The following is a 26,081-nucleotide window of genomic DNA, read 5'->3' on the forward strand; positions in this document are numbered from 1 at the left end:
GCGGCACCCCTGGTGACCGGGGCTCACATCGGAGGGGAAGCGAGGTGGTCGACCAGCCACCGGGGTGCCGAAATCGACCTTCGCGGGTCGTCCAGCTCCAGGTCGCACAGCACCACGTCGAACGTGGTCTCACCCGCGATGGCCAGTGCGTCGTCCGCGTTGGTGGCCACCGTGACCGTTTCCCCGGCGGCTCAGCACGATTGCGGTCATCTCGGCCAAGTCGGCGTTGTCGTCCATGAGGAGGATCCGCCTCGGCTGGTACTTGGCGTTCTTCTTGGCCGGCGCGACCGTCTTGGTCGTCAGCGGGGATTGCCGACGGTGAACGTCGCACCGGTCCCCGTCGTGGCCCGGTGAACGGGTTGAACAGAGTGGCCGCCGGCGCCGGGTCGAAGCCGGGGCCGGTGTCGCTGACGTCCAGTTCCGCGTGGCCGTCGCGCACCCTGAGGTGCACGCTCACCTCGGTCGTGTCGTCCGTGTGCTTGCGCGCGTTGTCCAGCAGGTTGGTCAGGACCTGGCCGAGGCGGACGGGGTCGTCAGCAGGTCGTCGAGTGCCGCGTGGCCCAGGGGGCAGAGGTCCAGCGGGTCCGGGTGGCGCAGAGGTTGCCGGTGGCGTCGAGCAGGTCGCCGGTGAGCCTGCTGAGGGCGGTGAGCCGGTGCTCCAGGACCGCCTGGGCCGGGTGGCCGGTGACGTCGAGCCCCAGCACGTCCAGCGCCGCGCTCGCGGACGCGGGTTGCGCCGCTCGTGCGACATGGTCGCGATGAACCGGACGGTCACCCTTTCAAAGGATCTTCCGGTTTTGCGCATTGCTCCGTTTGCGGACCCCCGGAGCGGGTAAAGCTTGGGCACAACCCGTCACCAAGGGGCCACTCGCCGGTGGCGGCGAGTGGGGCAGTCCTCGCCGGTCAAGCAGCTGGCCGGCGAGGATTGCCGCCATGTCACAGCTCGTGGCGGTTTTCGACGAGCCACGCCGCGACCTGGTGCAGCTTCATGTTGGTGTTCTGCGAGCTCTCCACGAGCAGCCGGAACGCCCCGACGGCGTCGATGTCGTGGCGCTGCATCAGGATGCCCTTGGCCATGCCGATGACGTCGCGGGTTTCGATCGCGGCGGTGAGCTGGGCTTCGGTCTGGGCGCCGACCAGCGCGATCGCCGCGTGCGTGGCGAACAGCGTGCCGTCTTCCACGGTCTGCCTGCTGAACGCGTCACGAGCGCGGGAGTAGAGGTTCAGCGCGCCGAGCGTGGTGTCCGTGACGAACAGCCGGTAGGACAGCATCGAGTGCACCCCGAACTCGGCCGCCGCGGGCGCGAAGGCGGGCCAGCGCTCCTCCGTGGCGAGGTCGCCGGTGGTGTACACCTGGTGCTCGGCGACGGCGTCGAGGCACGGCCCCTGGCCGACCCGGTACTGCACCTCGTCGATCCCCGAGACGACATCGCCGGTCGCGGCCACGGTGCGGATCGGGCGGCCGCGTTCGACCAGGGAGATCCCCGCGTACTCGGCGCCCTCGACGTGGTCGAGCGCGGCCTTGACGATCGCCGCGAGGGTGGTGTCGACGTCGGGCTCGGCTTGGAGGGTCCGGGCGATCGCGCTCAGCGTGGCACTCAAGCTCGTGCCCGTCTTGTCCGAATCGTCCTGCATCAGGGGGACCCCCTCCGTGCCTGCCCTTCGTCGAGAATTTCAGCTTAGCGAGGCGGCGCTCGTCCGCATTTCGGAGCCTTGAACTGCTGATTCACCGCTTCCTAAAGCCCAAGCATGGCTGCTCCACTCCGCCGATCGGCTGTCACACTTGCGCCGTTTGTCCCGACTCATCCGGGTACGGGCGCAACCGGCGTCCGTGCCCGAAAGGATGTGGACGACGATGTCCCCTGGCCCCCACCCGCGAAAGAGACCGCGCGCCCTCGCCGCCGCGGTCGCCGGTCTGCTCGTTCTCCCCGCGGTCGCCGCCGTGGGCGGCCCGGCCTCCGCCGCGCCGTCCGGGTGCAGCACCCGGACCAACAACACCGTGCAGCTGGTGCTCGAGTGCGTCACGGTCGGCGGTGTCCGCGCCCACCAGCAGGCGCTGCAGGGCGCCGCCGACGCCAACGGCGGCACCCGGGCCTCGGGTACGCCCGGCTTCACCGCGTCGGCGGCCTACGTGGAGGGCCAGGCGCGCGCCGCGGGCCTCAAGGTCACCACGCAGGACTTCGACTTCCCGTTCTTCCAGCTCGACAGCGAGACCATGGAACAGGTCGCGCCGCTCTTCCGGCTGTTCGCGCCGGGCACCGACTTCAGCACCATGACCTACTCGGGCAGCGGGAACGTCACCGCGGCCACGCAGGCGGTCGACCTGGTGGTGCCGCCGGCGCCGGTGCCGTCGTCGACGAGCGGGTGCGAGGCGGCCGACTTCGCCGGGTTCGTCCCGGGGAAGATCGCGCTGATCCAGCGCGGCAGCTGCGCCTTCGCCGTCAAGGCGGCCAACGCGCAGGCCGCCGGCGCGAGCGGCGTGATCATCTTCAACGAGGGCCAGCCGGGGCGCACCGACGCCTTCGGCGGCACGCTGGGCGCGCCGGGCATCACCATCCCGGTGGTCGCCACCAGCTTCGACATCGGCGTCAGCCTGCAGGGGGCGACGGTCCACCTGGCGACGAGCACGGTCAGCCAGATCCGGCAGACCCGCAACGTGCTCGCCGAGCTGCCCGGAGCGCGCACCAACGGGAACGTCGTGATGGTGGGGGCGCACCTGGACTCGGTGCTCGCCGGCCCGGGAATCAACGACAACGGCAGCGGCAGCGCGGCCATCCTCGAGGTGGCCAGGGTGTTCGCCAAGGCGAAGCCCACCAACACGGTGCGGTTCGCCTGGTGGGGCGCGGAGGAGCTGAACCTGCTCGGTTCGGCGCACTACGTGCAGAGCCTGAGCCAGGCGGAGCTGAACCGGATCGGGCTGTACCTGAACTTCGACATGGTGGCCTCGCCGAACTTCGCGAGGTTCGTGTACGACGGCGACGGTTCGGCGGGCCTCAGCAACCCGGGGCCGGCCGGTTCGGGCCCGATCGAGAGCGTGTTCCTGAGGTACTTCGCCGACCGGGGCCTGCCGACGGAACCGACGGCCTTCGACGGCCGAAGCGACTACGGCCCCTTCATCGCGGCCGGAATACCGGCGGGCGGACTGTTCACCGGAGCCGAGGGAGTGAAGACGCCGGCCCAGGCGGCCAGTTACGGCGGCACGGCGGGCGTCGCCTACGACAGCTGCTACCACCAGGCGTGTGACACGTTCGCGAACAACAACCTGGTGGCACTGGACCAGAACGCCGACGCCATCGCCTACGCAACGGTCACGTTGGCGTACAGCACGGAGGTGGTGAACGGAGTGCCGGGCCGGACGCCGCCGGGCGCGGGGCGCAACCCGACCGCCGGCCAGTCCGGCGATGTTGCCAAGTAGGAAGTGCTGAGCGTTCCGGGCGGTTCGGGCCGCCCGGAACGAAACACCGGCCGGCAGTCAGGTCGACAGAACCGGGTGGGCGCGGATCCGCTCCGCGAGCTCCCGCGCCTCGCGCGAGTTCCGGTAAGGCGGGCCGTCCAGCGTTGCGCAGATCCCCGACAGCCGGGTCGCCAGGTGGGCGACGCCGGTGGTCGCCGCCGTGCCGATCACCGGGGCCAGCGCGGCGTCCGCGGCGTCCAGTTCGCGGGCGGCCAGGTAGCCGTCCGTCATCTCCAGGCGGGTGGACGGCTCGCCGCCGTAACGGCGGTTGCGCTCGGCTTCCGTTGCGTACAGCCGCAACGCGCGCTCGGCCGCTTCGATCGCCAGGCCCGGCTTGCCCACCTGGACCCACGCACCCGCGTTGCAGAACGACTGCCGTGCCTCGTCGAAGCCGAACTCGCCGCCCACGAGGTCGTGCAGCTCGTCGGGCTCGGTGACGTGGTCGCGGGCGTGGTGACCCATGCCGATCACCTTCTGGGTCTCGCGGACGTCTCCCAGGTGGGCCCAGGCGCGGCTTTCGATGTTGCACAGCCGCACGAAACCCGTGCCGTGCCTCAGGTATTCGCGGCCGGCCCGGGCCAGGTGGGCTGCTTCACGCGGGTTTCCCGACCAGAACGCGATGAGCGCCTGTGTGCCGCGCAGCCACGCCTTGAGTCCATTGTGGCCGATGAGTTCCGCGTAGACCCAGGCGGCGCGCGACTGTTCGGCCGCCGCGCCGTGGCAGCCCAGCTCCATGCTCGCGTTGGCCAGCAACCCGCACGTCTGGCCGGCCAGCAGGTACAGGTGCGACTGCTGGGCCGGGTGGGCACGCCGCTGCAGCAGCCGGAAGACGCGGTCGCGCACGCGGACCAGCTCGTCGAAGATCTCCTCCGGCCGGGTCCGGATGGAGGCGCGCGCGAGCTCGACGACGTCGTGGTCCAGCTGTTCGAGCGTGATCGCGCCGACCTCGGTGACCTCGGCCCGTTCGGCGTGCGCTCCGGACGCGTGGGCCGCGGCGCGGATCGCGGCGGCGTCGAGGCGGCCGGAGCCGGCCGCCGGGACGGTGACGGGGTCCGACGGGAGCTGGTCGAGCACGAGCCTCTCCGGCTCGGGCAGCAGCGGCAGCTCGTCCTCGGCGAGCAAGGCGCGGGGCACCGTGCCGTAGACCCGGGCGAGCAACGTGAGGACGTGCACCGTGGGCCGGATGCCCCGCTGCGGCCACGCCTCGTACTCGCTGATCCGCTTGCCGGTCATCGGGGCACGGCCGTCGCCGAGCAGGTCGTTGCAGCGCGCCGCCACCGCCGTTTGGGACAGGCCGTGGGTGTACCGCCACGCCTGGCGCGGGTTGAACTGCCAGCGGCCGGCCATCTCGGCGGCGATCCGGGCGGGGCTGCTGCCGACGGCGAGCAGCTGGTGCCGGAGCCGTTCGCGCTCGGGCTTGCTCCCGGGCTTCGCCCCGCTGGTTCCCATGACGCCGCTCCCGACCCCGAGTACCCGGACGGTCGGTCACCGTAGCGCATCACCGCGGCCCGCCACAGCGCCCGAGAGCCCGCGGAAACTCCGGGGAAAACTCCCATCCGGCGGGAATCCGCCCGGCCGGTCCGGTCCGGAACGCTGGTCCGCCTGCGTCGAGCCACCTGGAGGTTCTGTGTCCCGTCCTCGCGTCACCGCCGGTTCCGGCCCGCGGAGGCGGTCATGACCGTGCGCTGGGTCGAACGGGCCCGCGCCGGCCGGACACCGCACGAGCGCGCCCGGCCGGAGCAGGACGCGCGGGTGGCCACCTCGGCCGGCCGTGAGGCCGCCGGCGCCGCCCGGCGAGCCGAGGAGGAACGAGGCCGCCGGTGACCACCTGGCCCGGGTGCGGTGACCGCACCGAGATCCATGGCGCACCAGGCGTCGGCGACCCGCACGAGAGCCGGCTCGGCGGAGGAAACCGAGGGCAGCGGGTCAGGGTGACCGGTTCACGAAGCCGGACACGCGATCAGCCCGGCCCCGACGACCAGGGCGACCGCCACGGCCGGGGGCGCCAGCACCGCGGCCACGCCACCGACGACCGCCTTGACCCCGGCGGTGAACCGCGGTTCCGCGGTGGCGTCCAGGTGGTCCAGCCGGATCGCCGTGTCGGCCCCGGCCATCGACAACGCCCCGCGCGGGCCGCCGGTGGTGCGCACCCGGCGCAAGGCCGAGCGCAGGGGCTCGGTCCCGCAGCGGGCCGCGGCCGTCCGGTCGGCGGCCAGCTCGACCAGCAGCCTCATCGCGGACGGCAGCTCGCGCATCAGCGGGACGAACCGCAACGTCCGGCCGAGCACCTCCGCCACGCCGGTCAGCAGGTGGTGGTGACCGCGGACGTGCGCCCGCTCGTGCTCCAGCACCGCGCGCAGTTCCGCCCCGGTGAGCCGGTCGGCCAAGCCCGTGCTGGCGACGACCAGCGGGCGGCGCCCACCCATGCTGTAGGCGATCGGCTGGTCGTCCGGGAGCCACAACGTCGGCAGCGGCCGGCGGTCACCGGTCAGGCGCAGAGCCGTCAGGTGCCGGCGGTGCACCACCGTCCGGTGCCGTCGGCGGAGCAGGCCGTTGCGGGCCAGGCCCACGACGGCGGCACCCAGCACCGCGGCCGAGCCGGCGGCCGCGATCGGGTCCAGTGCGGGGAAGCCGTCGTGGCCGGCCGTGGCCCAGCAGTCGTGGAGGACGCGCAGCACCGCGCCGGCCGGGCCGTGGCCCGGGAGCACCAGCAGCAGGACGCTGCCGAGGACGCCTGCCACGACCCCGGCCGCCGCGAGCAGCCACCACGCGATGACCGTGCCCGGGGCCGTTCCGGCGGCGGCCAGGCGGCTCAGCGCCCGTGGTGACCACCAGCCGGTCACCACCGCGCCGAGGAACAGGGCCGCGGCCGGGATCACCGCTTGCGGGCCTTCCGGCGCAGCGCGCGGCGGAGGATGTCCGACTCCTCTTCCGAAGCCGAGCCGACGAAATGCAGGAGGACGGACTCGCGGTCGCCGGCGGCGTCGAGGAGGTCGTGCAACGTCTGCGCCGTGGCCTCCTCGCGGGTGGTCACCGGCCGGTAGCGGTACGCGCGGTCCTCCAGCTCGCGGTCCACCCAGCCCTTGCGGTGCAGGTTGGTCAGGACGGTCATCACCGTGGTGTACGCCAGATCCCGCTCCAGCCCGTCGAGGACGTCACGGACCCGCATGGGCGCCGCCGCGGTCCAGAGCACGTCCATGATCGCCGCTTCGAGTTCGCCGAGCTGCCGCATGAGACCTCCGCGGCCGAGGGTACCGGGCACGGCCATCCCCCGTGCCCGGTCCCGACGGCGTCAGCTCTGCCGCAGCAGGCCCTGCATTTCGGTGATCTCCGCCTGCTGGGCGTCGGCGATCTTCCGCGCCAGCGCCTTGGCATCGGCGTTGGCGCCCTTGTCCAGCTCGGTGCGGGCCATGTCGACCGCACCCTGGTGGTGCTTGACCATCATGTCCAGCCACCTGCGGTCGAACTCGGTGCCCTTGGCGGCTTCGAGCTCCGCCACGTCCCCGGCCGGCATCATCCCGGGCATCGAGTCGTGGTCCATCCCCGGCATGCTCGACGCCGAGGTCGCGCCCCAGGCCGACAGCCAGCCCCGCATCTGCCGGATCTCGGGGTCCTGCGCCTTTTCGATGCGCGAGGCGAGGTCGACGACCTTCGGGTTGCTGCTGCGCGAGGGCACCAGCTTCGCCATTTCGAGCGCCTGTTCGTGGTGCGGGATCATCTGCTGCGCGAACATGACGTCGTCCGCGTTGTTGCTGCTGCTGTTGTTGCTTCCGCCGCACGCGCCGAGGGCGAGGGTCAAGACGACGGCGAGCGCGCCGAGGAACGGTTTTTTGCGCATGACAAAACCTTCTCTGGGAGTGTGGGAGTGATGGGGCCGGTGTTCCGGCCGGTCACACCCGCAGCACGCAGAGAGAGGTCAAGACGGTCCGCCCGGGTCTGTCCGGTGGCCGCTCCGGGGCCGGTGAGCCCCGCGGCCACGTCCGCCGGGCCGGATTCGCGCGGCCCGGGCGCCCCACCAGGAGCAGGACGCACACCAGCAGGAGCGCGGTCAGGACGGCGAGGCACAGGTGGAGCACGTCGTGCCCACCGGCGGGGCCGTGGTGCCCACCGGGGGCCGGGCCGGCGACGTCCATGGCCGAAACCGAAACGGTCGCCATCGGTTCGCCGGCGGACGGGACGTGGTGCATCGCGGTCACGCACAGCGCGAGCAGGCACAGCAGGACCACCTGCTGCACCCGGCCGACGCGCTCCGCCATGGCTCCCACCGTACCGGAGTACTACGGAGGTTAGTAGTGAGCGGGGGCGGCACCGCGGGAAAGCGGTGCCGCCCCGGACGGAACGGTCAGGCGGTGGGCCGGGTCGCTCCGGCGTACTGGCTCTGCAGCGGCGAGATCTTCACGACGTCCCCACTGGTCGGCGCGTGCACCATCTTGCCGTCGCCGATGTACATCCCGATGTGGGACACGGGTGAGTAGTAGGCGACCAGGTCGCCGGGCTGCAGCTGGTCACGCGGCACCGGCGTGCCGAACTGGGCCTGCGCCGCGCTGTTTCGGGGCAACGTGATGCCGGCCTTTCCGTAGGCCCACAGCATCAACCCCGAGCAGTCGAACGTGCTCGGCCCGGTGGCGCCCCAGACGTAGGCGCTGCCCAGCTTGCTCAGCGCCGCGTTCACCGCCGTCTGCGCGGCCGCCGTGGGAGCCTTGACGTTCGGTGCCGCGCCGCCCGTGTCGCGCTGGGCGGCCTTGTCCGCGGTGCTCAGGTTGCGGTTGGCTGCCTTGAGCTGCTCGATCTGGTCGTCGAGCGTCTTCTGCTTGGCCTTGATGTCCTCGGTCAGCTTGGCCGCGGCGTCCCGCGCGTCCTGCGCGCGCTTCGCGGCGTCGCCGGCCTTGGCGGCCGCGTCGGTGGCCTGCTGGACGGCGCCGGTGAGGTTGCCCAGCGCGGCGCTCTTGTCCGTGGCGAGGACTTCCAGTGCCGAGGAGCGGTCGAGGAAGTCCTGTGTGGACGTCCCGGACAGCAGCGCGGACAGCTTGTTCAGCTGCACGCCGCTGGTGAAGGACGCGCCGGCGAACTTGTTGACCTCGGTCTGGTACTTCTTCTGGTTCTCCGACGCCGTGGCGGCCTGGTCCTTCGCGGCCTTGACGTCGTTGGTGGCCTTGTCGAGCTCGCCCTGCTTGGCGTCGAGGTCGCCCTGGGCCTTGAGGAGGTCCTCGTTGAGCTTTTCCGCCTGTGCGGCCAGTTCGCGGTACTTCGCGAGGGCTTCGGAGCCGGTGGGCGGGGCCTGGAGGACGGGGACGGGGGCGGCGGTGGCCGCGGGCTGGGCCACGGTGACGAGGGTGATCACCGAAGCCGCGGCGAGGATGCCGGATACCACACGCCTGATCGGATGCGACTGCACGGTCGCGGAATTCTCCTTTTCCTTCGGGCTGCCGGCCGGTGGGGAGTCCGGTCGCCGGAGCCGGGCCGCGCGGTACCGCACCAGGTGAAGCGCGCGTTCGGTGATCCGGCGTCCCGGCAGCGATCCCGCGTCGCCATCGGGTGAACGGCGTCGGCCGCGAGATCTCGGCCAGATTACGAACGGAACGGGCCGCCGTCCACCTTTCGGGGGAAGAAAAACCGGCCGCCGGCGGGTGACCTGGTCAAACCCGGAAAAGAAAAACCGGGCTCCTCACGATCAGTCATGGCCGTTCTTACTAAGAGCGATAGTAGGGCGCGGGCGACGTCCACTTTGTACTGGCCGTTGACTTGCACGTCCAGCCCGGCCGGACCTCGGCCGGGCTGGACGTGCTCTGCTCGGAACGGTGTGCGGTCAGAGACCGGCCTGGCAGTAGACCTCCCGGGTCAGCTCGGTGATCCGCGCGGCGGAGTCCTTCCAGGACAACGTCGTCGGCTCCAGGGTCAGCACCACCACGATCGTGCCGCCCACCGTGCCGCTCGTGTGCATCGCGCGGCTGGTGAGGTCGATGTCCTGGACGCCGAGCGGGGCGGCCGTGCCCTCGCCGCTGGAGGCGACCGCGGTCGCGGCCCGGACCTCCGGCGAGCTCAGCACCCGCCGGGCGGCGGGGCCGGGCTCGGTGCACTGCTCGCCGGGTGCCGGGGCGGCGCCGAACCCGGACCAGCCCTGCTTGACCGCCTTCGGCCCCGGGACGGCGCTGGGGAGGCCGAAGGACTGGTCGAAACCGTCCGAACCGCACTTGGTCGACTGCGCCAGGTTGCCCATGATGAAGTCGCGGTACTTCGGGTCCGCCTCGTGCTGGATGTACTGGTACGTCCGGACGATGTCCGCGGCGCTGATCGCGGTGTACCCCCACTTCCCGCGGGCGGCGGGCGGCGCGGTGTCGGTGAGGCCGAGCTTGACGACCATCCGCTTGACGATCTCGTCCCAGCCGTCGCGGACCCACAGCGTGCTGGCCGCGTCGTCGTTGCTGGAGCGCAGCATCGGCTCGAGCAGGGCCAGGTCGTCGGCCGGGATCTCGTAGTCGGGCCCGTGCGATTCGAGGTAGTCGAGGGCGATGAACAGCTTGACCAGCGAGGCCGAGCGGTACTGCTGGTGCTCGCCGGAGCCGAAGGTCGCCCCCGTCTCCTGGTCGACGACGAGGTAGCCGGCCGTCATCCCCTCGGGGAGCTCGATCGCCGGTGTTGCCGCGGCCGGCCCGGCCGCCAGGGCCACCCCGGTCACGATTCCGGTCGCGATCGTCGCCAGCCGCCGGATTTTCCGCATTCTCCGCATGTTGACCACCCCAGTACCTCGAGATCGACTTCGGTGCGCGCCACCGTATCGAGTCGATCACCCGGTGTCCGGCTCCGGCCGATCTATTCGGCCTCAACGGAAAAGAACCAGCGCCGCACGGCTTCCTCGAACGCACCGCGGTCGGGTTCCCGGCCGCCTGCCCACGCGACGATCCCGTCCGGCCGGACCAGCACCGCACCGAATCCCAGGTCGTCGCGGGCGGGACCGGCGACGTACCGGATCCGGTCGTCGTACCGCTGCGCCACTTCCCGCAAGCCGCCGCCGAAGTCGAGGGCGACGCCGTGGCCGTCCTGCAGCAGGTCCGCGAGGCTGGTCCCGTCCGTCAGCACGAACTCCGGCGCGTTGTGCCCGATCAGCGGTTCTTCGCTGCCCAGGTCGTAGCGCAACGACGTGCCGGACGTGCGCTCGAAGACGTACGTCGTGCCGTCGCGGGTGGCCAGGAGGTCGGTGAGCACCGACTTGACCGCCCGGGCGTGCGGGTCCGGGCCCATCGCCGCCACCTGGGCCCGCGACCAGTCGAGGACCCGCTCGCCGACCGGGTGGCGTTCCGCCGAATACGTGTCGAGCAGGCCGGCCGGTGCCGTCCCGGCCACCGTGGCCGCCAGCTTCCAGCCCAGGTTCAGCGCGTCGCCGAGGCCGAGGTTCAGGCCCTGGCCACCCAGCGGCGAATGGATGTGGGCCGCGTCGCCGGCCAGCAGGACGCGGCCGCGGCGGTAGGTGGTCACCTGCTTCGCGCGGTCGGTGAAGCTGGACGCGAACTGCACCTCCGTGAGCGTGGCATCCGTGCCGGACACGCGGCGCAGCACCGACTGCAGGTGCTCGAGGGTCGGCGGCCGGGTGCGGTCGTACGTCCCGCCGTCGAAGTCCAGCACGCCCAGGTGACCCGGCTCCGACATCGTCACGTACATGCCCTGCGGGGTCGGCGTGAAGCCCGGCCGGAGGAGACCGGGGTCGGCGAGCGTGACGAGCGCCAGGTAACCGGTGAGCCGCGGCTCGGTGCCGTCGAAGTCGAAGCCCGCCAGCCGCCGGACCGTGCTGCGGCCGCCGTCGCAGCCGACCAGCCACTTCGCCGGGTACTCCTGCTCGCCGGCCCGGGCGACGACCGCCGAACCGTCCTGGGTGACGTCGGTGACCGCGACGCCACGGCGGATCTCGACGCCGAGCTTGACCGCCCGCTCGGCCAGCACCGACTCGACCGCTTCGAGGCTGGTCATGAGGCCGTCGACTGCCGGGCTCGGCAGCCGGTGGGGCAGCCGGGCCAGGTCGACGTCCGCCGGGTCGAGCGGGGTGCCGGCGAAGTGGCCGGCCGACCGCGGTGGCGCCGGCTGGTCCGGGACCGGCCGCTCGGGCGCCCCGGAGGCGGCCAGCAGCGGCGACAGCAGCCCGCGGCGGTGGAACGCCTCGACCGACCCGGCCGACAGGCCCCGCATGCCGAGCGGGAAGCTCCGCCACGGCGACCCCGGCTCCGTCTCGCGTTCGAGCACCAGCACCGAACGGCCCGCGAGGCCGAGTTCGCAGGCCAGGAACAAGCCGACCGGGCCGGCGCCGACGATCACCACGTCATGCATGACAAACCGCTTTCTCGAGGACTTCACCGTGCCCCGAGACTGACCGTCGTCACGCACACGGCGCGCACACCGCGCTCACAGCGCGAGGCGGGCCGGATCGGCCGCGGCCAGTGCGGCCTGCGCGTCCAGCTCCCAGCCTGCCGCGTACGCCGCGGCGAACCCGGCCTCGCCCAGCGCGGCCCGGCCCCGGCCGGTGAGCGCGCGGACCTGCGGATCGGTGTGGTCGTGAGCACCGCGCAGCCGAGCCGCCGCACCGAGCAGCACGGCCGACTCGCGTGGCCGCCCGAGCGCTTCGGCGAGCGCGGCCGTGTGCACCGTCACCAGCGACAGGATCGGCAGGTCCTGTGCGGCCAGTGCGGCCGCGTACGCCGCGCGCGCGGACTTGTCCGCGCCGGTCAGGTCGCCCCGGGCCAGCAACAGCGCGGACCGCGCGCCGGCGACGAGCGTCCTGGCGTGGTCGGAGGGGAACCCGGTGTCGCCGAGCAGCCGGCGTTCCGCGTCGTCGAGCAGGACGCCGGCTTCGGCCAGCTCACCGCGGACCACCCGCAGGCCTGCTTCCCAGCCGTCGATCAGGATCGGCAGCTCCGCCGGTGACGTCCGCAGCACCCGCTCACGGGCCGCGTCGATGATCGCCAGCGCCTGGCCGGTTTCGCCGCGCCGGATGTGCAGGTCGATCCAGCGCAGGTCGTTGTAGAGCTGGTCGCCGAGGCCCGGTGAGCCGAATCCGGCGGCCAGCGCCCTGGCTTCGTCCAGGTCCGCCCACGCGCCGTCGAGGTCGTCGTAGCGGCGCAGCTGGGCCCGCATCGGCAGCGTCGCCGCCTGGCCCCACCGGTCGCCTGCCCGCCGGAAGGCCGCCAGTGCCGCGTCCACGTGGACGCGTACGCGGTCCAGCTCGCCCGCGTTCTCGGCGATCTCGGCCTGGAACGTGTGGGCCAGCCCGGCCAGCCACTCGTCGTCGCCATCGGCCAGCTCCCGCAGGACCGGGAGCGCGGCCTTGTCGCCGAGCTGGAAGAGCAGCATCGGGCCGAAGACCCGGTAGTGGCCCGGCAACCCCGGCCGCGTGATCAGCCGTCCGGCCAGCTCCCGCATCTCCGCCCGGTCCCCTTCGGCTTCCTCGGCGGTGATCCCGGAGAGGATGTCCGCCCGGCCGAGCAGGTGGGCGGCCCGCGCGCAGTCCCGCTCGGGCGACGGCGCGCCGCCCGGGACCGCCAGTGCCTCGGCCAGCCAGTAGGCGGCGTCGGAGTCGCGGCCGAACATCTGCCAGTACCAGGTCAGCGCCAGGGCCATGCCGATCGCGCCGTCGGCGTCGCCGGTCGCACACCGGTGCCGGAGGGCGGCGAGCGCGTTGTCGTACTCGGCGCCGATGGCGGCCATCGCCGCCGGTTGCCCGGGCCCGCGCAGCTCGGCGTCCCGGCGGGCGATCAGGGCGGCGAAGTGCGCGGCCGCCAGGTCGCGGACCGCATCGAGGGTGCCGGCGCCGGTCAGGCGGTCGATCCCGTACTCGCGCAGGGTTTCGAGCATGCGGTAGCGGCCGGTGCCGGGCGCCAGCTGCAGCAGCGACCGGTCGACGAGGGCGGCGAGCAGGTCGGGGACGTCGGAGGCGGGCACGGCGGTGCCGGCGCAGACGGCCGCGGCCGAGGCGGCCGTGACACCGCCGGGCAGCACCGAAATCCGGTCCGCGACCGTGCGTTCGCGGTCGTCGAGCAGCTCCCAGCTCCACGCGATGACCGCCCGCAGCGTCCGGTGCCGCGGCGGCGCGGTCCGGCTGCCCGTGGTGAGCAGCCGGAACCGGTCGGCGAGCCCGTCGGCCAGGTCGGGCAGCGACAGCGTCCGCAGCCGGGCGGCGGCCAGCTCGAGGGCCAGCGGCAGGCCGTCCAGGCCGCGGACCACGCGCACGACGTCGCCGCTCGTGGTTTCGTCGACGCGGAAACCGGGCCGCACGGCCGCCGCCCGCTCGGTGAACAACCGCACCGACGCCACCGCGGAGACGTCGTCGTCCGGGCCGGGCAAGGCGAGCGGACCGAGCGGCACGAGCGTTTCGCCGTCCACGGCCAGCGGTTCGCGGCTGGTGGCCAGCACCCGCAGCCCGGGACACCGCGGCAGCAGCGTCGCGACCAGGTGGGCCACGGCGTCGATCAGGTGCTCGCAGTTGTCGAGCAGCAGCAGGCTTTCCCGGCCGCCGAGCTCGCTGACGAGCAGGTCGACCTCGGAGCTTCCGGCGCGCCTGCGGGCGTCGAACAGGGCGCTGCCGCGCAGCCCGATCCCGGCGAGCACGGCCTGCGCGACCTTCGCCGGCTCGGTGACGGCCGCGAGGTCGACGAGCCGGACGTCGTGGCCGTGGCGGCGGGCCGCCTCCAGCGCGAGCCGGGTCTTGCCGGCGCCACCGGGCCCGAGGACGGTGACCAGCCGCCCGGACGTGAGCAGGGCGTCGATGCGCGCGAGGTCGTCGTCGCGGCCGATGAAGCTGGTCAACGGCGCGGGCAGGGGTGCGGGCCGGGCCGGTTCCGGCGCGGGCTCGGCGGGCTGCAGCAGCCGCAAGTGGCGGTCGCGCAGCGCGGTGCCGGGATCGGCACCGAGGTTGTCGGCCAGCGCCCGGCGGACCCGCTCGTAGACGGTCAGCGCCTCGGCCTGACGTCCCTGCGCGGCGAGCGCGTCCATCAGCAGCGCCGCCGCCCGCTCGTGCGCCGGGTGCTCGGCCAGCAACCCGGTCAGCCGGGCGGCGGCCGGTTCGGCGCGGCCCAGCGCCAGTTCCGCGTCGGCGAGGTCCGTGACGGCTTCGACCGACAGCCCGGCCAGCCGGGTCGCCACCGCGGGGGCGACGGCGGCGATCAGCGCGGGTTCGCCCCACAACGCCACGGCTTCGGCGAGCGCGGTGCCCGCGGCGATCGCGTCGCCGGCCCGCAGCCGCTCCCGGCCGGCCGCGGCCAGCTCTTCGAAGGCCACCGCGTCCACGGTGTCCACCGCCAGCCGGTAGCCGCCCGCGACCTGCGCGAGCTCGCCGTCGGCCGCGGCGAGGGCGCGGCGCAACCGGGAAACGAGGGTCTGCAGGGCCGAGGCGGTGCCGGACGGCGGCTCGTCGCCCCACACCGCGTCGACCAGCACACCCGGCTCGACCGCGTGCCCGCCGGCGAGCGCCAGCCGGACGAGCAGGCTCCGCAACCGTGCGCCCGGCACCGGCAGGACCGCGTCGCCCCTGGTCACCCGGAACGTGCCCAGCAGCGTGATGCGAAGCCCGTCCATGCGTCGATCGTGTCAGCGCCGCGTGCGTCTCGTGTGAGCGGCCCGCCGCAGCCTTCGCCGGTCGGTTCGACCAAAGGAGCAACAGATGACCATCGGCTGGGTTCGCAGCTGGGGCGCGGCGCCCCAATCCGCGCACGACGGGCTGGGCTCGCTCGACGACCACCCGCCGCTCGACGACGTGACCGTCCGCCAGGTGGTCCGGCTCAGCGGCGGCGGCAGCCGGGTGCGCGTCCGCCTCACCAACGAGTTCGGGACGGCGCCGGTGACCATCGGCGCGGCCCGGGTGGGCCTGGCGACGCCCGGAGGCGGGGTGCGGGAGGGACGGGTGCTGACGTTCTCGGGTGCTCCGGCCGGCACCATCCCGGTGGGCGCGCCGCTGCTGAGCGATCCGGTCGACCTGCCCGCCGCGGCGCTCGCCGAGCTGTCGATCAGCTTCCACCTGCCCGGCCGCGTGGAGACCTGCACGTGCCACGACCCCGTTCTGGACACCGGCTGGACGATCCCGGGCGACGCCGTCGCCGCGGCCGAGCTGCCGCCGCAGGCCACGGTGCTGCCGGTGCGGGCCCTGCTGTCCGCGGTCGACGTGCTCCCCGAAGCACCGGCCTCGGCGATCGTCGTGGTCGGCGACTCGCGCACCGACGGCGCCGGGTCCACTCCGGACACCCACCACAGCTGGCCGGAACTGCTGGCCGCGCGCGGCGCCGGTTTCGTCGTCAACCAGGGCATCAGCGGCAACCGGATGCTCAACGACGGCGTCGGCACCGGGGTGCTGGCCCGCTTCGACCGGGATGTGCTGGCGACGCCGGGCCTCGGCGGCGTCGTGTTGTCCGTCGGCGCCAACGACATCGCGATCTCCTTCGCCCCGCGTGACGACGGACGGCTCGCCGGCCTGCTGGAGATGTTCCCGGGCGCCCCGGTCACGACCGGCGACGTCATCGCCGGGTTCCGGCAGCTGGCCGCGCGGACGCGGGAACACGGCGTGCCGGTCCACGCCACCACGATCGCGCCCTTCGAAGGCTCGGAGGCCTACTCGGCGGAAGGCGAGAAGGCCCGCTTGGCGGTCAACGAGTGGATCCGCACCGGCGGCGCGTTCGACGCGGTACTGGACTTCGACGCCGTCTGGCGCGATCCGGAGCACCCGGGCCGGATCCGGGCGGACTTCCACTCCGGCGACCACCTCCACGGCAGCGACGCCGGCTACCGGGCGCTGGCCGACTCCATCGATCTGTCGCTTTTCGGTGGAGCACGAACCAGTGGCCAACTCGCCGAAACCGGGACACGCGCCGGGTGAACGCGGCCACCATGGCGGCATGGCCTTCACCGAAGCACCCGATCCCGGTCGCGCGCACACGCTGGCCGAGCTGATCGCGCAGCTGCGGCTGCTCAAGGAGTGGGCGGGCGGCCCGTCGTACGCGCAGATCGCCGAGCGGGTCAACCGGCTCTGGACGGCCGCCGGGCGCCCGGCGGGGGAGCGGACCGCGCGCACCACCGTCGCCGACTGCTTCAAGACCGGCCGGGCGCGGCCCAACACCGACCTGCTGCTGGCCGTGGTCGAGGCGCTGCACCCGGATCCGGCGTACGTCGCCGGCTGGCAGGACGTGCTGCGGGCGGTCCGCGGCCGGGCGGAGGCGGCGACCTTCGTGCAGGCGCAGCTCGGCCTGCCGGAGGCCGTCCCGCACTTCACCGGGCGCCGGGCCGAGCTCGCGCGGCTCGGCGAGGTGCTGGGCGGGCGCGCGCCGGTGGCGGCGATCGCGGGCATGGCCGGGGTCGGCAAGACCGGGCTGGCCGTCCACATCGGTCACGAGCTGGTGCGGACCGGCCGGTGCGACACCGCGCTCTTCGTGAACCTGCGCGGGTTCCACCCCGACCCCGGCCGGCCGCCGGTGGACCCGGCCGCGGTGCTCGACTCGTTCCTGCGCCTGCTCGGCGTGCCCGGGCACGCCGTCCCGGCCGACCTGGCCGGCAAGACCCGGCTCTACCAGGAGCGTTCGGCCGGGCGGCGGCTGCTGGTCGTGCTGGACAACGCGGCGGGCGAGGACCAGGTCCGGCCGCTGCTGCCCGGCGAGCGCGGCGGCCCGGTGCTCGTCACCAGCCGCCGGGCGCTCACCGGGCTCCCGGGTGTCACGCACGTGCCGCTGGACGTGCTGAGCCCGGACGACGCGTTCGCGTACCTGCGGCGCACGGTCGGCGCCGAGCGGGTCGACCGGGCGCCCGGCGTGGCCCGGCGGATCACCGCCGAGCTCGGCAGGCTGCCGCTCGCGCTGAGCCTCGCCGCGCTCTGGATGACCGCGCCCGCCCACCGGTCGTGGGTGCTGGCCGACCACCTGGAGCGGCTCGAGCAGCGGCGTGCGCACCTGCGGCTCGACAACGCCGTGGACGCGTCGATCAGCCTGTCCTACGAGCAGCTCGCCGAGCCGGAGCGGCGGGTCCTGCGGCTGCTCGCCCTGCACCCGGGTGCGGACCTGGACGCCTACGGCGTCGCCGCGCTCGCCGGGACCGGCCTGGCGGAAGCGACGCGGGCGGCGGACCGGCTCGTCGCGGCGAGCCTGGTGCGCCGGGGCGAGGCGGGCCGGTTCGAGCTGCACGACCTCATCCGCGCGTTCGGGATGGCGCGGGCCCAGGACGAGGACGCCCCGGCCGGCCGCAAGGCCGCGCTGACCCGGCTGCTCGACTACTACGCCTTCGCCACCGCGACGGCGATGGACCAGTACGCGCCGAGGATGCGGGCCTACCGGCCGCGTGTCCCCGACCCCGGCCTGCCGCTCCCGCCGCTGGACGACCGCGAACCGGCCACCGAGTGGCTGGCCGCCGAACGGGCCAACCTCGTCGGTGCCGGCGTGCACGGGGTGGCGTCCGGCCACGCGGGACTGCTGTCCCGGCTGCTGTTCCGGTACCTGCAGACCGGCGGCTACCTCAGCGAGGCCCTGGTCCTGCACACGAGCGCGGCGGAGTCGGCGGACGTCGTCGCCCGCGGGCACGCGCTGGTGAGCCTGGGGGCGACGCACAGCCAGGTCGGCCGCTACGAAGTGGCGAAGCGGCACGTCGAGGAGGCACTGGACTGCTTCCGCCGCGCGGGCGACCGGTCCGGCGAGTGCCGGGCACTCGGCACGCTGGGCGCGATCACGTCCTGGAACGCCGATTTCGCGCGCTCGGCGGGCTACCTGCGGGAGGCGCTGGCCCTGGCGCGCGAGCTGCGCGACCGGGCGGCCGAGCGGACCGCACTGACGAACCTGGGCTTCGTCCACGGCCGGCTGGGCCGGTACGCCGAGGCGCTGGAGATCCACCTGCAGGCACTGGCCATCGACCAGCAGACCGGCGACCTGTGCGACACCGGCCGCACGCTGCTCAACATCGGCGACACGCACCTGAGATCGGGCGACCACGCGCAGGCCTGCGGCTACTTCCACCGCGCGACGGCGATCGCCGAGCGGGCGGGCGACCGCGACCTGCACGTGGAAGCGTTGCTCTGCCTCGCGGACGCGTCCCTGGAGCTCGGCCGGATCGACCACGCCCGGACGACGCACGAGTGCGCGCTGGCGATCGCGGCGGAGCTCGGGAGCCTGCACGCGGCGGCGCGGGCCCACGCGGGCCTGGCCCGCGCGCTGACCGCGTCGGGAGACCGGGAGAACGCCCGGCACCACTGGCTCGCGGCCCGGGAGCACCACCGTGAGCTGGGGCTGCCGGAATCGGCGGAGATCACGGAGGGGCTGGCGTGCTCGGTGGCGGCGGGTGGCTGAACACCGCGGCGCCGGGTGTCCGGGTTCGTCCGGGATTGCTGCTCGCGGACCGCGCCGGGAGCGATGCTCGCAGCCGGTGCGGGACAGCGGAAGCGCGTCCCACACCTCGGACACCCACCGTCGAAGGGAGACACCATGGGGCGCCTGATCGATCGCGTGCTGAACCGGATCGTGCCCACCGCCGAGGCTTCCGCGTGCAGCGGCACCTACTTCTGCAACGCGCAGGGCCACCCCGGCTACTGGTACCGGTTCTGCTGCCCGCAGACCGGCTGCGAGTGGTCCAAGGTCCGCAGCAGCTGCTGATCGGCCGGTGAACGTACCGGGCGGTGTCCGCCACCTTCCCCGCGGACACCGCCCGGCGTGGATGGAGTTGCCATGGAGTACCTGCGGGCCGTGGCCACGGCGCTGATCGCCGTGGTGTTCGCCGCCTCGGCGTTCTCGAAGCTGCGGGACTTCCGCGGCTTCGCGCGCTCGGTGCCCGCCCTCGCGCCGGTGCCCGCGAGGTGGGTCACTCCGGTGTCGGTGACCGTCGTGGCCGCCGAGCCGGCCTCCGCCGGGCTCGTCCTGGTCACCGCGGTGGCCGGCTTCGTCCTGGCCACGGCGTTGCTGCTGGCCTTCACCGTCGCCATCGCCGCTTCGCTGCGCCGCGGACGGCGTGCCCCGTGCCGCTGCTTCGGCGCGACCGAAACCCCGGTCGGCCCGCGCCACCTGGTCCGCAACGCCCTGCTGATCTGCTTCGCCGTCCTCGGCGCCTTCGCACCGGACCACCTGCCGCCCGCCGCCGGGGCCGTCGTCGCCTTCGCCGCCGGGGTGGTGCTGGCCGTGCTCGTCGTCGCCATGGACGACATCGCCGTCGTGTTCGCAAGGAGTTCCTGATGCTCTACGTCGTCGCCGCACTGGTGCTGCTCGGGCTGGTGTGCCTGCTGAACCTGCTCCTGACCGTCGGCATCCTGCGCCGGATGCGGGCCCAGCCCCCTGCGCAGGCCGAGCTGCCGTTCGCGCTGCGGCCCGGTTCGGCCGTCGGCGAGTTCGCCGTCACCACGACCGACGGCGAGCCGCTGACCCTCGCCTCGCTCGAGGGCACGGTGGCGTTCTTCTCCGCCGACTGCGCCGCCTGCCACGAAACCCTGCCGGACTTTCTCGCCTACGCCCGCGCGCAGGGCCGGGACAACGTCTTCGCCGTCTTCGGTGGCGACGAGCCGGAGACCGTGCGCGCGCTCGCCGAGGTCGCCCACGTGGTGACGGCCGAGCTCGACGGCGGCCCGGTCGCCGCCGCGTTCCTCAACACCTGGACGCCCGCGCTGTACGTGGTCGGTGGCGGGCGGGTGGTCGCGACCGCGGGCCGGGTGCACGAGCTGCCCGTGCCCGCCGGCCGGTGACCGTGCGCCTGGCGGACCCGCGGACCGGCGCCGGCCGGGTGCGGGCCGCGGCTGTGGCGGCGGCCGCGCTGCTGTGGCGGTCCGGCCCCGCGCGGCTGGTGGCGCTGCTGGCCATGACGGCGGCCGCGGCCACCGCCCCGATCGCCACCGCCTGGCTGACCAAGCTCGTCCTCGACCGGCTCGTCGAGCGCACCGGCGCGGTCGGCGGCCTGGCACTGGCCCTGGTGTTCGCCGGGCTCGCCGCCGCCGCGCTGCCGGTGGTCGCCCACTACGTCCGCGCGCAGATCGGCCGGGCGGCGAGCACGATCGCCACCGACCGGTTGTTCGCCGCGCTGGGCCGTCAGGTCGGGTTGCGCACCTTCGAGAACCCCGCATACCAGGACCGGCTGCGGCTGGCCCAGGAGAGCTGCGGCCGGATGCCGGAGATCGTCGACGGCGTCGGCGGGGTGCTCAGCGGGACGCTCTCGCTGGCCGGGTTCCTCGGTTCGCTGCTCCTGCTGAGCCCGGCGATGACCGGCGTCGTGCTGGCCGCCGCGATCCCGGCGCTGCTCGCCGAGCTGCTGCTGGCCCGCAGCCGCGCCGCGGTCGAGTGGCGGATCGAGCGGTTCGCCCGGCGCGAGTTCTTCTACAGCCAGCTGCTCACCGGCATCCCGGCCGCCACCGAGATCCGGCTGTTCGGCATCGGGGCGTTCCTGCGCGCCCGGCTGATGGAGGAACGCCGCAGCGCCAACGAAGCCCAGCGCCGCATGGACACCCGCGAGCTGTGGACCATGGGCGGGCTGACCGCGTTGAGCGCGGCCGTCGCCGGTGCGGGGCTCTGGTGGGCGATCACCTCGGCGCGCGGCGGGTCGCTCAGCGCCGGCGACGTCTCGATGTTCGTCGCCGCCGTCGCCGGGGTGCAGGCCGCGCTGGGGACGCTGGCGTCGTCGATCGCCAACGGCCAGGCCCGGCTGCTGTCGTTCGGGCACTACGTCGCCGTGGTGCGGGCGGAGCCCGACCTGCCGAGCGGGACCCGAGACGCGGTTCCCCCGCTGCGGCACGGGATCGAGCTGCGTGACGTCTGGTTCCGGTACAGCGACGAACACCCGTGGGTGCTGCGCGGGGTGGACCTGACGATCCCGCACGGCACCGCCGTCGCCCTCGTCGGGCTCAACGGCGCGGGCAAGAGCACCCTCGTGAAGCTGTTGTGCCGCATGTACGACCCGACGCGGGGGCAGATCCTCTGGGACGGCGTCGACCTGCGGGACGTGCCGCACGCCCTGCTGCGCGACCGGATCAGCGCCGTCTTCCAGGACCACATGAACTACGACATGACCGCGGCCGAGAACATCGGGCTCGGTGAACTGTCCGCAATGGACGATCGGGCGCGGCTGGAGGCGGCCGCGGTCCGGGCCGGGGCGCACGAGCGGATCGCCGCGCTGCCGAGGGGGTACGACACGCCGCTCACCCGCATCTTCGAGATCGGCACCGAGGACACCTCGACCGGGGTGGTGCTCTCCGGCGGGCAGTGGCAGCGGCTGGCGCTGGCCCGCTCGCTCGTGCGGGAGGGCCGGGACCTGATGATCCTCGACGAGCCGAGCTCCGGCCTCGACCCGGAAGCCGAGCACGAGGTGCACGCCCGCATCCGCGAGCACCGGCAGGACCGCACGAGCCTGCTCATCTCGCACCGGCTGAGCGCGGTGCGCGACGCCGACCGCATCGCCATGCTCGAGGACGGCCGCGTCACCGAGCTGGGCACGCACGACGGCCTGCTGGCCGCCGACGGCGGCTACGCGCGCCTGTTCCGCCTGCAGGCCGACGGTTACCAGGCCGTGTCGTGAACGGCCCGGTGCTGCTCGGGTTGCTGGCCGCCGGCTCGGTGTACGTCACCCGCCGCCGGCTGATCCTGACCACAGTGGACGGTTCGAGCATGGCGCCCGAGCTGGCGTCCGGCGACCGGGTCCTGGTGCGCCGGACCCGCCGCCCGCGCCGGGGCCGGGTGGCCCTGCTGCGGTTCCCGCCGCTGCCGAGCGGGGCGCCGTCCGGCGGCCAGCTGCTGCTCAAGCGCGTGGTGGCGGTGGCAGGCGACCGGCTCCCGCCCGGCTGGGCCGAACCGGACGTGCACGGCCTCGGCGGGCAGCGGGTGCCGGCCGGCTGCGCCGTCGTCCTCGGCGACAACCGGCCGGCCAGCTGGGACTCGCGGCACTACGGGTTCGTGCCGCGGGAGCGGATCGTCGGGGTCGTGGTGCGGCACGTCCCCCGGCCGTAGCTCGTGTCAGCGGCGGCCGCTGATCGTGCTCGCGCCCGCGTACCGCGCCTCGGCGCCCAGCTCCTCTTCGATGCGGATGAGCTGGTTGTACTTGGCGGTGCGGTCGGCGCGGGACAGCGAGCCGGTCTTGATCTGGCCGCAGTTGGTGGCCACCGCGAGGTCGGCGATCGTGGTGTCCTCGGTTTCGCCGGAGCGGTGGGACATGACGGCGGAGTAGCCTGCCTTGTGTGCCGTTTCGACCGTGGTCAGCGTCTCGGTGAGCGTCCCGATCTGGTTGACCTTGACCAGGATCGAGTTGCCGATGCCGCGTTCGATGCCGTCGGTGAGCAGGTTCACGTTGGTGCAGAAGACGTCGTCGCCGACGAGCTGGACGCGCTCGCCGATGGTGTCGGTGAGCTGCTTCCACCCGGCGAAGTCGTCCTGGGCGACACCGTCCTCGATGGACACGATGGGGTAGCGCGCGGTGAGGTCGGCGAGGTAGGCGACGTGCTCCTCGACGCTGCGCTTGCGGCCTTCGCCGGTGTAGTCGTAGACCTCGCCGGTGTAGAACTCCGACGCGGCCGGGTCGAGCAGCAGGGCGATGTCCTCGCCGGGGGTGTAGCCGGACTGTTCGATGGCCCGCAGCACGAACTCCAGCGCCTCGTCGGCCGAGCTGAGGTTCGGCGCGAACCCGCCTTCGTCGCCGACGTTGGTGCCGTGCCCGGCGTCGTGGAGCGACTTGCGCAGGGTGTGGAACACCTCGGAGCCCATCCGCACCGCTTCGGCGAACGTCGTCGCGCCGATCGGGCCGATCATGAACTCCTGGAAGTCGATCGGGTTGTCGGCGTGCGCACCACCGTTGATGATGTTCATCATCGGCATCGGCAGCAGGTGCGCGAAAACCCCGCCGACGTACCGGTAGAGCGGCAGCCGGTTGGCGGCGGCGGCCGCCTTGACGACGGCGAGCGAGACGCCGAGGGTGGCGTTCGCGCCGAGCCGCGCCTTGTTCGGGGTGCCGTCCAGTTCGATCAGCGTGCGGTCGACGGTCGCCTGCGCCTCGGCGTCCAGGCCCACGACGGCCTCGGCGATCTCGGTGTTGACCGCGTCGACGGCCTTGCGCACGCCCTTGCCGTGGAAGCGGGCCTTGTCCCCGTCGCGCAGTTCGACCGCTTCCTTGGTACCGGTCGAGGCACCGGAGGGCACCGCGGCCCGGCCTCGCGAACCGTCCGCCAGCGCGACGTCGACCTCGACGGTCGGGTTCCCCCGGCTGTCCAGCACTTCGCGGGCCTTGACTCCGACGATGGCGGTCATTGCACTCCTCGGTGAGTTCGTCGAGCGGGCAGCGGCGCCACGGTGAGCCGCGAGACGAGGCGAGGCTAGCAGAGTTTTACTGAATCGATCCTGAACTTTTGGTGCGGCCTTCGGTGGGCGCACTGGGAACGCCACCGCTTCTCGGCTTCGCGTTGCCACCGCGGCCTTCGCCGGCGGTGAGGGACCGTTGCCGAACCCTCGGCCCGGGCGAGTGCCGCGCCATGGCGCTGATCGCGACCGGACCTCTCCGGCGCCGAGGTCGGGCCTGCGCAAACCGCGCCGAGGTCCGGCCGCCCGGCTGACCTCGCCTCCGGCCCGCGCGGCGACCGGCCTTCGGTGCGGGCACTACCGCTGCGCGGGTAGGCGGACCGTGGCCAGCAGGCCGCCACCTTCCCGGGCCGCCAGCTCCAGCATCCCGTCGTGCGCCCGGACGATGCTGTGCACGATCGCCAGCCCGAGGCCGACCCCGTCGTGCTCGTCGCTCCGCGTTCGGGACGTCCCGCGCTGGAACGGCTCGGTCAACGTCGGGACCAGCTCCGCCGGCAGCGGTCGGCCCGTGTTCTCCACCCGCAGCACGCTCGCGTAGCGGCGGCGTTCCGTGTGCACCGTGACCTTCCCGTCCGGGACGTTGTGCACGATCGCGTTCTGGACCAGGTTCGTCACCACGCGCAGCAGCAGTGCGGCGGAACCCGACGCGTGCACCTGCTCCCCGCCGACGTCCAGGGTGATCCCGCGCTGCTCGGCCAGCGGCAACAGCGTTTCCGCCGCTTCCTCGGCGACCAGGGAGAGGTCCACCGGCTCGTGGGTGAAGTGCCGCCGGTCGCTGCGGCTGAGCAGCAGCAACGCCTCCGTGACGTCGATCGCCCGCGTGTTCACCTCGCGGAGCCGGTCGACGAGCCGGTCGCGGTCGTAAGCCGGGTCTTTGCCCGCGACGTCGAGGATCGCCTGCGAAACCGCCAGCGGCGTGCGCAGTTCGTGGGAGGCGTTCGCCGCGAAGCGCTGTTGCTCGCCCACCTGGGATTCGAGGCGTTCGAGCATCGTGTCGAAGACGTCGGCGAGCTCGCGGAACTCGTCGGCCGGGCCGGTCAGGCGGATGCGGTGCGACAGCGAGCCGTGCGCGGCCAGCCGGGCGGCGTCCGCGATCCGGGTGAGCGGGGCCAGCATCCGGCCGGCGAGGAGCCAGCCGCCGAGGACGCCGAACACCAGCAGGAACCCGAGCGCGGTGGCCGCGGCGGGGGCGAACGTGTGCGTCAGCAGGTACCGGTTCGGCGAGATCCCGAGCAGGCCCTGGTCGTTGTCGGGCACGTAGCGCAGCAGGGACACCTGCACCACGGCGAGCAGCACCGCCCCGGCGAGCACGAGGAACGCGGCGTAGCTGATGGTCAGCTTCAGCCGCGCGCTGAGCCCGGGGCGCCTGTTCACGCGGAAAAGCGTAGGCGGCGGCGGTTATCGCGGGCATATGCTCGACCGCCGTGATCAACCCGGAGAAAAGCAGCGTCCCCGATCTCGGCCCGGTGCCGCAGCGCGTGACCGTCGACGCCGGACTCGTGCGACGGCTGATCGGCGCGCAGTTCCCGCGGTGGGCCGCACTCCCCGTCCGTCCCGTTGCCCACGGCGGCTGGGACAACTTCACCTTCCACGTCGGCGACCGGATGGTGGCCCGGCTGCCGAGCGCGGCCGAATACGCGCTCGCGGTCGAGAAGGAACGGCGGTGGCTCCCGGTGTTCGCGGCCAGGCTGCCGCTGCCTGTTCCGGTTCCGCTGGCCGAGGGGAATCCCGGTGCCGGCTACCCCTTCCCGTGGTCGGTCCAGCCCTGGCTCGACGGCGAACCCGCGAGCCTCGACCGGATCGCCGATCCCGTCCGCTTCGCGCTCGACCTGGCCGGTTTCCTGGCCGCCCTGCAGGACGTCGAGGCCGATGACGGTCCCCAGCCGGGCAAGCACAACTGGTTCCGGGGCGCCACCCTGCGCACCTACGAGCCCGCGGCCGAGCGCGCGCTCGCGGCGCTGGACGGCCGGATCGACACCGGGCTCGCCCGCGAGATCTGGACGGCCGCCCTCGACGCGCGGTGGGACGGCCGGGACGTCTGGTTCCACGGCGACGTCGCCGCCGGGAACCTCCTGCTCGGCGAGGGGAACCTGACCGCCGTCATCGACTTCGGGACCTGCGGCGTCGGCGACCCGTCCTGTGACACGGCCGTCGCCTGGACACTGCTGACCGGCGAAGGCCGGCGGGCGTTCCGCGAACGCCTGGCCGTCGACGACGGCACCTGGGCGCGCGGCCGGGGCTGGGCGCTGTGGAAGACGCTCGTTTCCGCCGCCCGGCCCGATGCCGGAGACGCCCATCGCGTCCTCGGCGAAATCTTCGCCGAATACCGCACCGGCCGTTAATCCGTTGGCGTCGCGCCGGGCTCCCGG

24 protein-coding genes and 1 pseudogene are annotated in these 26,081 nt (G+C 73.6%); 10 read left to right on the forward strand and 15 right to left on the reverse strand.

Annotation, left to right across the window (positions count from 1 at the left end):
• Positions 1 to 23 precede the first annotated feature (23 nt).
• From HUT10_RS51335 to HUT10_RS33625, 4 genes and pseudogenes are all read right to left on the reverse strand, one after another.
• Positions 24 to 170 carry a hypothetical protein gene (locus HUT10_RS51335; RefSeq protein WP_254897132.1) on the reverse strand — a complete coding sequence of 49 codons (147 nt, stop codon included), beginning with the start codon at positions 168 to 170 and terminating at the stop codon, positions 24 to 26.
• Positions 171 to 358: 188 nt separating this feature from the next.
• Positions 359 to 571: pseudogene (locus HUT10_RS52295) on the reverse strand (sensor histidine kinase); the annotation flags it as partial.
• Positions 534 to 704 carry a hypothetical protein gene (locus HUT10_RS51340; protein WP_254897133.1) on the reverse strand — a complete coding sequence of 57 codons (171 nt, stop codon included), beginning with the start codon at positions 702 to 704 and terminating at the stop codon, positions 534 to 536. The gene HUT10_RS51340 and the pseudogene HUT10_RS52295, both read right to left, overlap by 38 nt.
• Positions 705 to 936: 232 nt before the next feature.
• Positions 937 to 1,635 (reverse strand): GAF and ANTAR domain-containing protein, encoded by a 699-nt coding sequence (locus HUT10_RS33625; RefSeq protein WP_176174864.1) that lies wholly within the window; start codon positions 1,633 to 1,635, stop codon positions 937 to 939.
• Between the two features lie 220 nt (positions 1,636 to 1,855).
• Between HUT10_RS33625 and HUT10_RS33630 the strand changes: the two genes are divergently transcribed.
• On the forward strand, positions 1,856 to 3,415 hold the full coding sequence (locus HUT10_RS33630) for a M28 family metallopeptidase (RefSeq protein ID WP_176174865.1): 1,560 nt from the start codon (positions 1,856 to 1,858) through the stop codon (positions 3,413 to 3,415).
• 57 nt (positions 3,416 to 3,472) lie between these two features.
• On the opposite strand, the gene HUT10_RS33635 is transcribed toward HUT10_RS33630, so the two are convergent.
• Positions 3,473 to 4,903 (reverse strand): helix-turn-helix domain-containing protein, encoded by a 1,431-nt coding sequence (locus HUT10_RS33635; protein WP_176174866.1) that lies wholly within the window; start codon positions 4,901 to 4,903, stop codon positions 3,473 to 3,475.
• A gap of 225 nt (positions 4,904 to 5,128) precedes the next feature.
• Here HUT10_RS33635 and HUT10_RS33640 point away from each other — a divergent pair, with 225 nt between their 5' ends.
• Positions 5,129 to 5,278, forward strand: a complete 150-nt coding sequence (locus HUT10_RS33640) for a hypothetical protein (protein WP_176174867.1) — start codon at positions 5,129 to 5,131, stop codon at positions 5,276 to 5,278.
• Between the two features lie 116 nt (positions 5,279 to 5,394).
• On the opposite strand, the gene HUT10_RS33645 is transcribed toward HUT10_RS33640, so the two are convergent.
• The 8 genes from HUT10_RS33645 to HUT10_RS33680 form a co-directional block, all read right to left on the reverse strand.
• Complete coding sequence (locus HUT10_RS33645; RefSeq protein WP_176174868.1) at positions 5,395 to 6,333, reverse strand: M56 family metallopeptidase; 939 nt, start codon at positions 6,331 to 6,333, stop codon at positions 5,395 to 5,397.
• Positions 6,330 to 6,686, reverse strand: coding sequence for a BlaI/MecI/CopY family transcriptional regulator (locus tag HUT10_RS33650; protein WP_176174869.1), 357 nt, complete (start codon positions 6,684 to 6,686; stop codon positions 6,330 to 6,332). The genes HUT10_RS33645 and HUT10_RS33650 overlap by 4 nt, the downstream gene beginning before the upstream one ends.
• A 60-nt stretch (positions 6,687 to 6,746) precedes the next feature.
• Complete coding sequence (locus HUT10_RS33655; protein WP_176174870.1) at positions 6,747 to 7,292, reverse strand: DUF305 domain-containing protein; 546 nt, start codon at positions 7,290 to 7,292, stop codon at positions 6,747 to 6,749.
• A 52-nt stretch (positions 7,293 to 7,344) separates the two neighbouring features.
• Positions 7,345 to 7,710 carry a hypothetical protein gene (locus HUT10_RS33660; protein WP_176174871.1) on the reverse strand — a complete coding sequence of 122 codons (366 nt, stop codon included), beginning with the start codon at positions 7,708 to 7,710 and terminating at the stop codon, positions 7,345 to 7,347.
• A gap of 86 nt (positions 7,711 to 7,796) precedes the next feature.
• Positions 7,797 to 8,849 (reverse strand): C40 family peptidase, encoded by a 1,053-nt coding sequence (locus HUT10_RS33665; RefSeq protein ID WP_176174872.1) that lies wholly within the window; start codon positions 8,847 to 8,849, stop codon positions 7,797 to 7,799.
• Positions 8,850 to 9,260: 411 nt separating this feature from the next.
• A complete protein-coding gene (locus HUT10_RS33670) occupies positions 9,261 to 10,172 on the reverse strand; it encodes a hypothetical protein (protein ID WP_254897134.1) in 912 nt (303 codons plus the stop codon).
• Between the two features lie 92 nt (positions 10,173 to 10,264).
• On the reverse strand, positions 10,265 to 11,770 hold the full coding sequence (locus HUT10_RS33675) for an FAD-dependent oxidoreductase (protein WP_176174873.1): 1,506 nt from the start codon (positions 11,768 to 11,770) through the stop codon (positions 10,265 to 10,267).
• 75 nt (positions 11,771 to 11,845) lie between these two features.
• A complete protein-coding gene (locus HUT10_RS33680; RefSeq protein WP_176174874.1) occupies positions 11,846 to 15,010 on the reverse strand; it encodes a BTAD domain-containing putative transcriptional regulator in 3,165 nt (1,054 codons plus the stop codon).
• An 85-nt stretch (positions 15,011 to 15,095) separates the two neighbouring features.
• Between HUT10_RS33680 and HUT10_RS33685 the strand changes: the two genes are divergently transcribed.
• The 7 genes from HUT10_RS33685 (at position 15,096) to HUT10_RS33715 (ending at position 22,374) form a co-directional block, all read left to right on the forward strand.
• Positions 15,096 to 16,301: an SGNH/GDSL hydrolase family protein gene (locus tag HUT10_RS33685; protein WP_176174875.1), complete on the forward strand. Its 1,206-nt coding sequence runs from the start codon at positions 15,096 to 15,098 to the stop codon at positions 16,299 to 16,301.
• Between the two features lie 19 nt (positions 16,302 to 16,320).
• Positions 16,321 to 18,747: a tetratricopeptide repeat protein gene (locus HUT10_RS33690; RefSeq protein WP_176174876.1), complete on the forward strand. Its 2,427-nt coding sequence runs from the start codon at positions 16,321 to 16,323 to the stop codon at positions 18,745 to 18,747.
• Positions 18,748 to 18,882: 135 nt separating this feature from the next.
• Complete coding sequence (locus HUT10_RS33695; protein WP_176174877.1) at positions 18,883 to 19,050, forward strand: hypothetical protein; 168 nt, start codon at positions 18,883 to 18,885, stop codon at positions 19,048 to 19,050.
• Positions 19,051 to 19,122: 72 nt separating this feature from the next.
• Positions 19,123 to 19,623, forward strand: a complete 501-nt coding sequence (locus HUT10_RS33700; RefSeq protein ID WP_176174878.1) for a MauE/DoxX family redox-associated membrane protein — start codon at positions 19,123 to 19,125, stop codon at positions 19,621 to 19,623.
• Entirely contained in the window at positions 19,623 to 20,126 is a 504-nt protein-coding gene (locus tag HUT10_RS33705) for a TlpA family protein disulfide reductase (RefSeq protein WP_176174879.1), read from the forward strand. Before HUT10_RS33700 ends, HUT10_RS33705 begins: the two co-directional genes overlap by 1 nt.
• A complete protein-coding gene (locus HUT10_RS33710) occupies positions 20,123 to 21,946 on the forward strand; it encodes an ABC transporter ATP-binding protein (protein ID WP_176174880.1) in 1,824 nt (607 codons plus the stop codon). The genes HUT10_RS33705 and HUT10_RS33710 overlap by 4 nt, the downstream gene beginning before the upstream one ends.
• Positions 21,943 to 22,374 carry a S26 family signal peptidase gene (locus HUT10_RS33715; RefSeq protein WP_176174881.1) on the forward strand — a complete coding sequence of 144 codons (432 nt, stop codon included), beginning with the start codon at positions 21,943 to 21,945 and terminating at the stop codon, positions 22,372 to 22,374. The genes HUT10_RS33710 and HUT10_RS33715 overlap by 4 nt, the downstream gene beginning before the upstream one ends.
• 6 nt (positions 22,375 to 22,380) lie before the next feature.
• On the opposite strand, the gene eno is transcribed toward HUT10_RS33715, so the two are convergent.
• On the reverse strand, positions 22,381 to 23,664 hold the full coding sequence (gene eno / locus HUT10_RS33720) for a phosphopyruvate hydratase (RefSeq protein ID WP_176174882.1): 1,284 nt from the start codon (positions 23,662 to 23,664) through the stop codon (positions 22,381 to 22,383).
• 345 nt (positions 23,665 to 24,009) lie between these two features.
• Positions 24,010 to 25,086 (reverse strand): cell wall metabolism sensor histidine kinase WalK, encoded by a 1,077-nt coding sequence (locus tag HUT10_RS33725; protein ID WP_176174883.1) that lies wholly within the window; start codon positions 25,084 to 25,086, stop codon positions 24,010 to 24,012.
• A gap of 50 nt (positions 25,087 to 25,136) precedes the next feature.
• On the opposite strand from HUT10_RS33725, the gene HUT10_RS33730 reads away from it, so the two are divergent.
• The gene (locus tag HUT10_RS33730; protein WP_176174884.1) at positions 25,137 to 26,054 is read left to right on the forward strand and encodes an aminoglycoside phosphotransferase family protein; all 918 of its coding nucleotides are present in this window, start codon (positions 25,137 to 25,139) and stop codon (positions 26,052 to 26,054) included.
• Positions 26,055 to 26,081: the final 27 nt, after the last annotated feature.

This window comes from Amycolatopsis sp. Hca4, from assembly GCF_013364075.1.
Taxonomy (GTDB): Bacteria; Actinomycetota; Actinomycetes; order Mycobacteriales; family Pseudonocardiaceae; genus Amycolatopsis.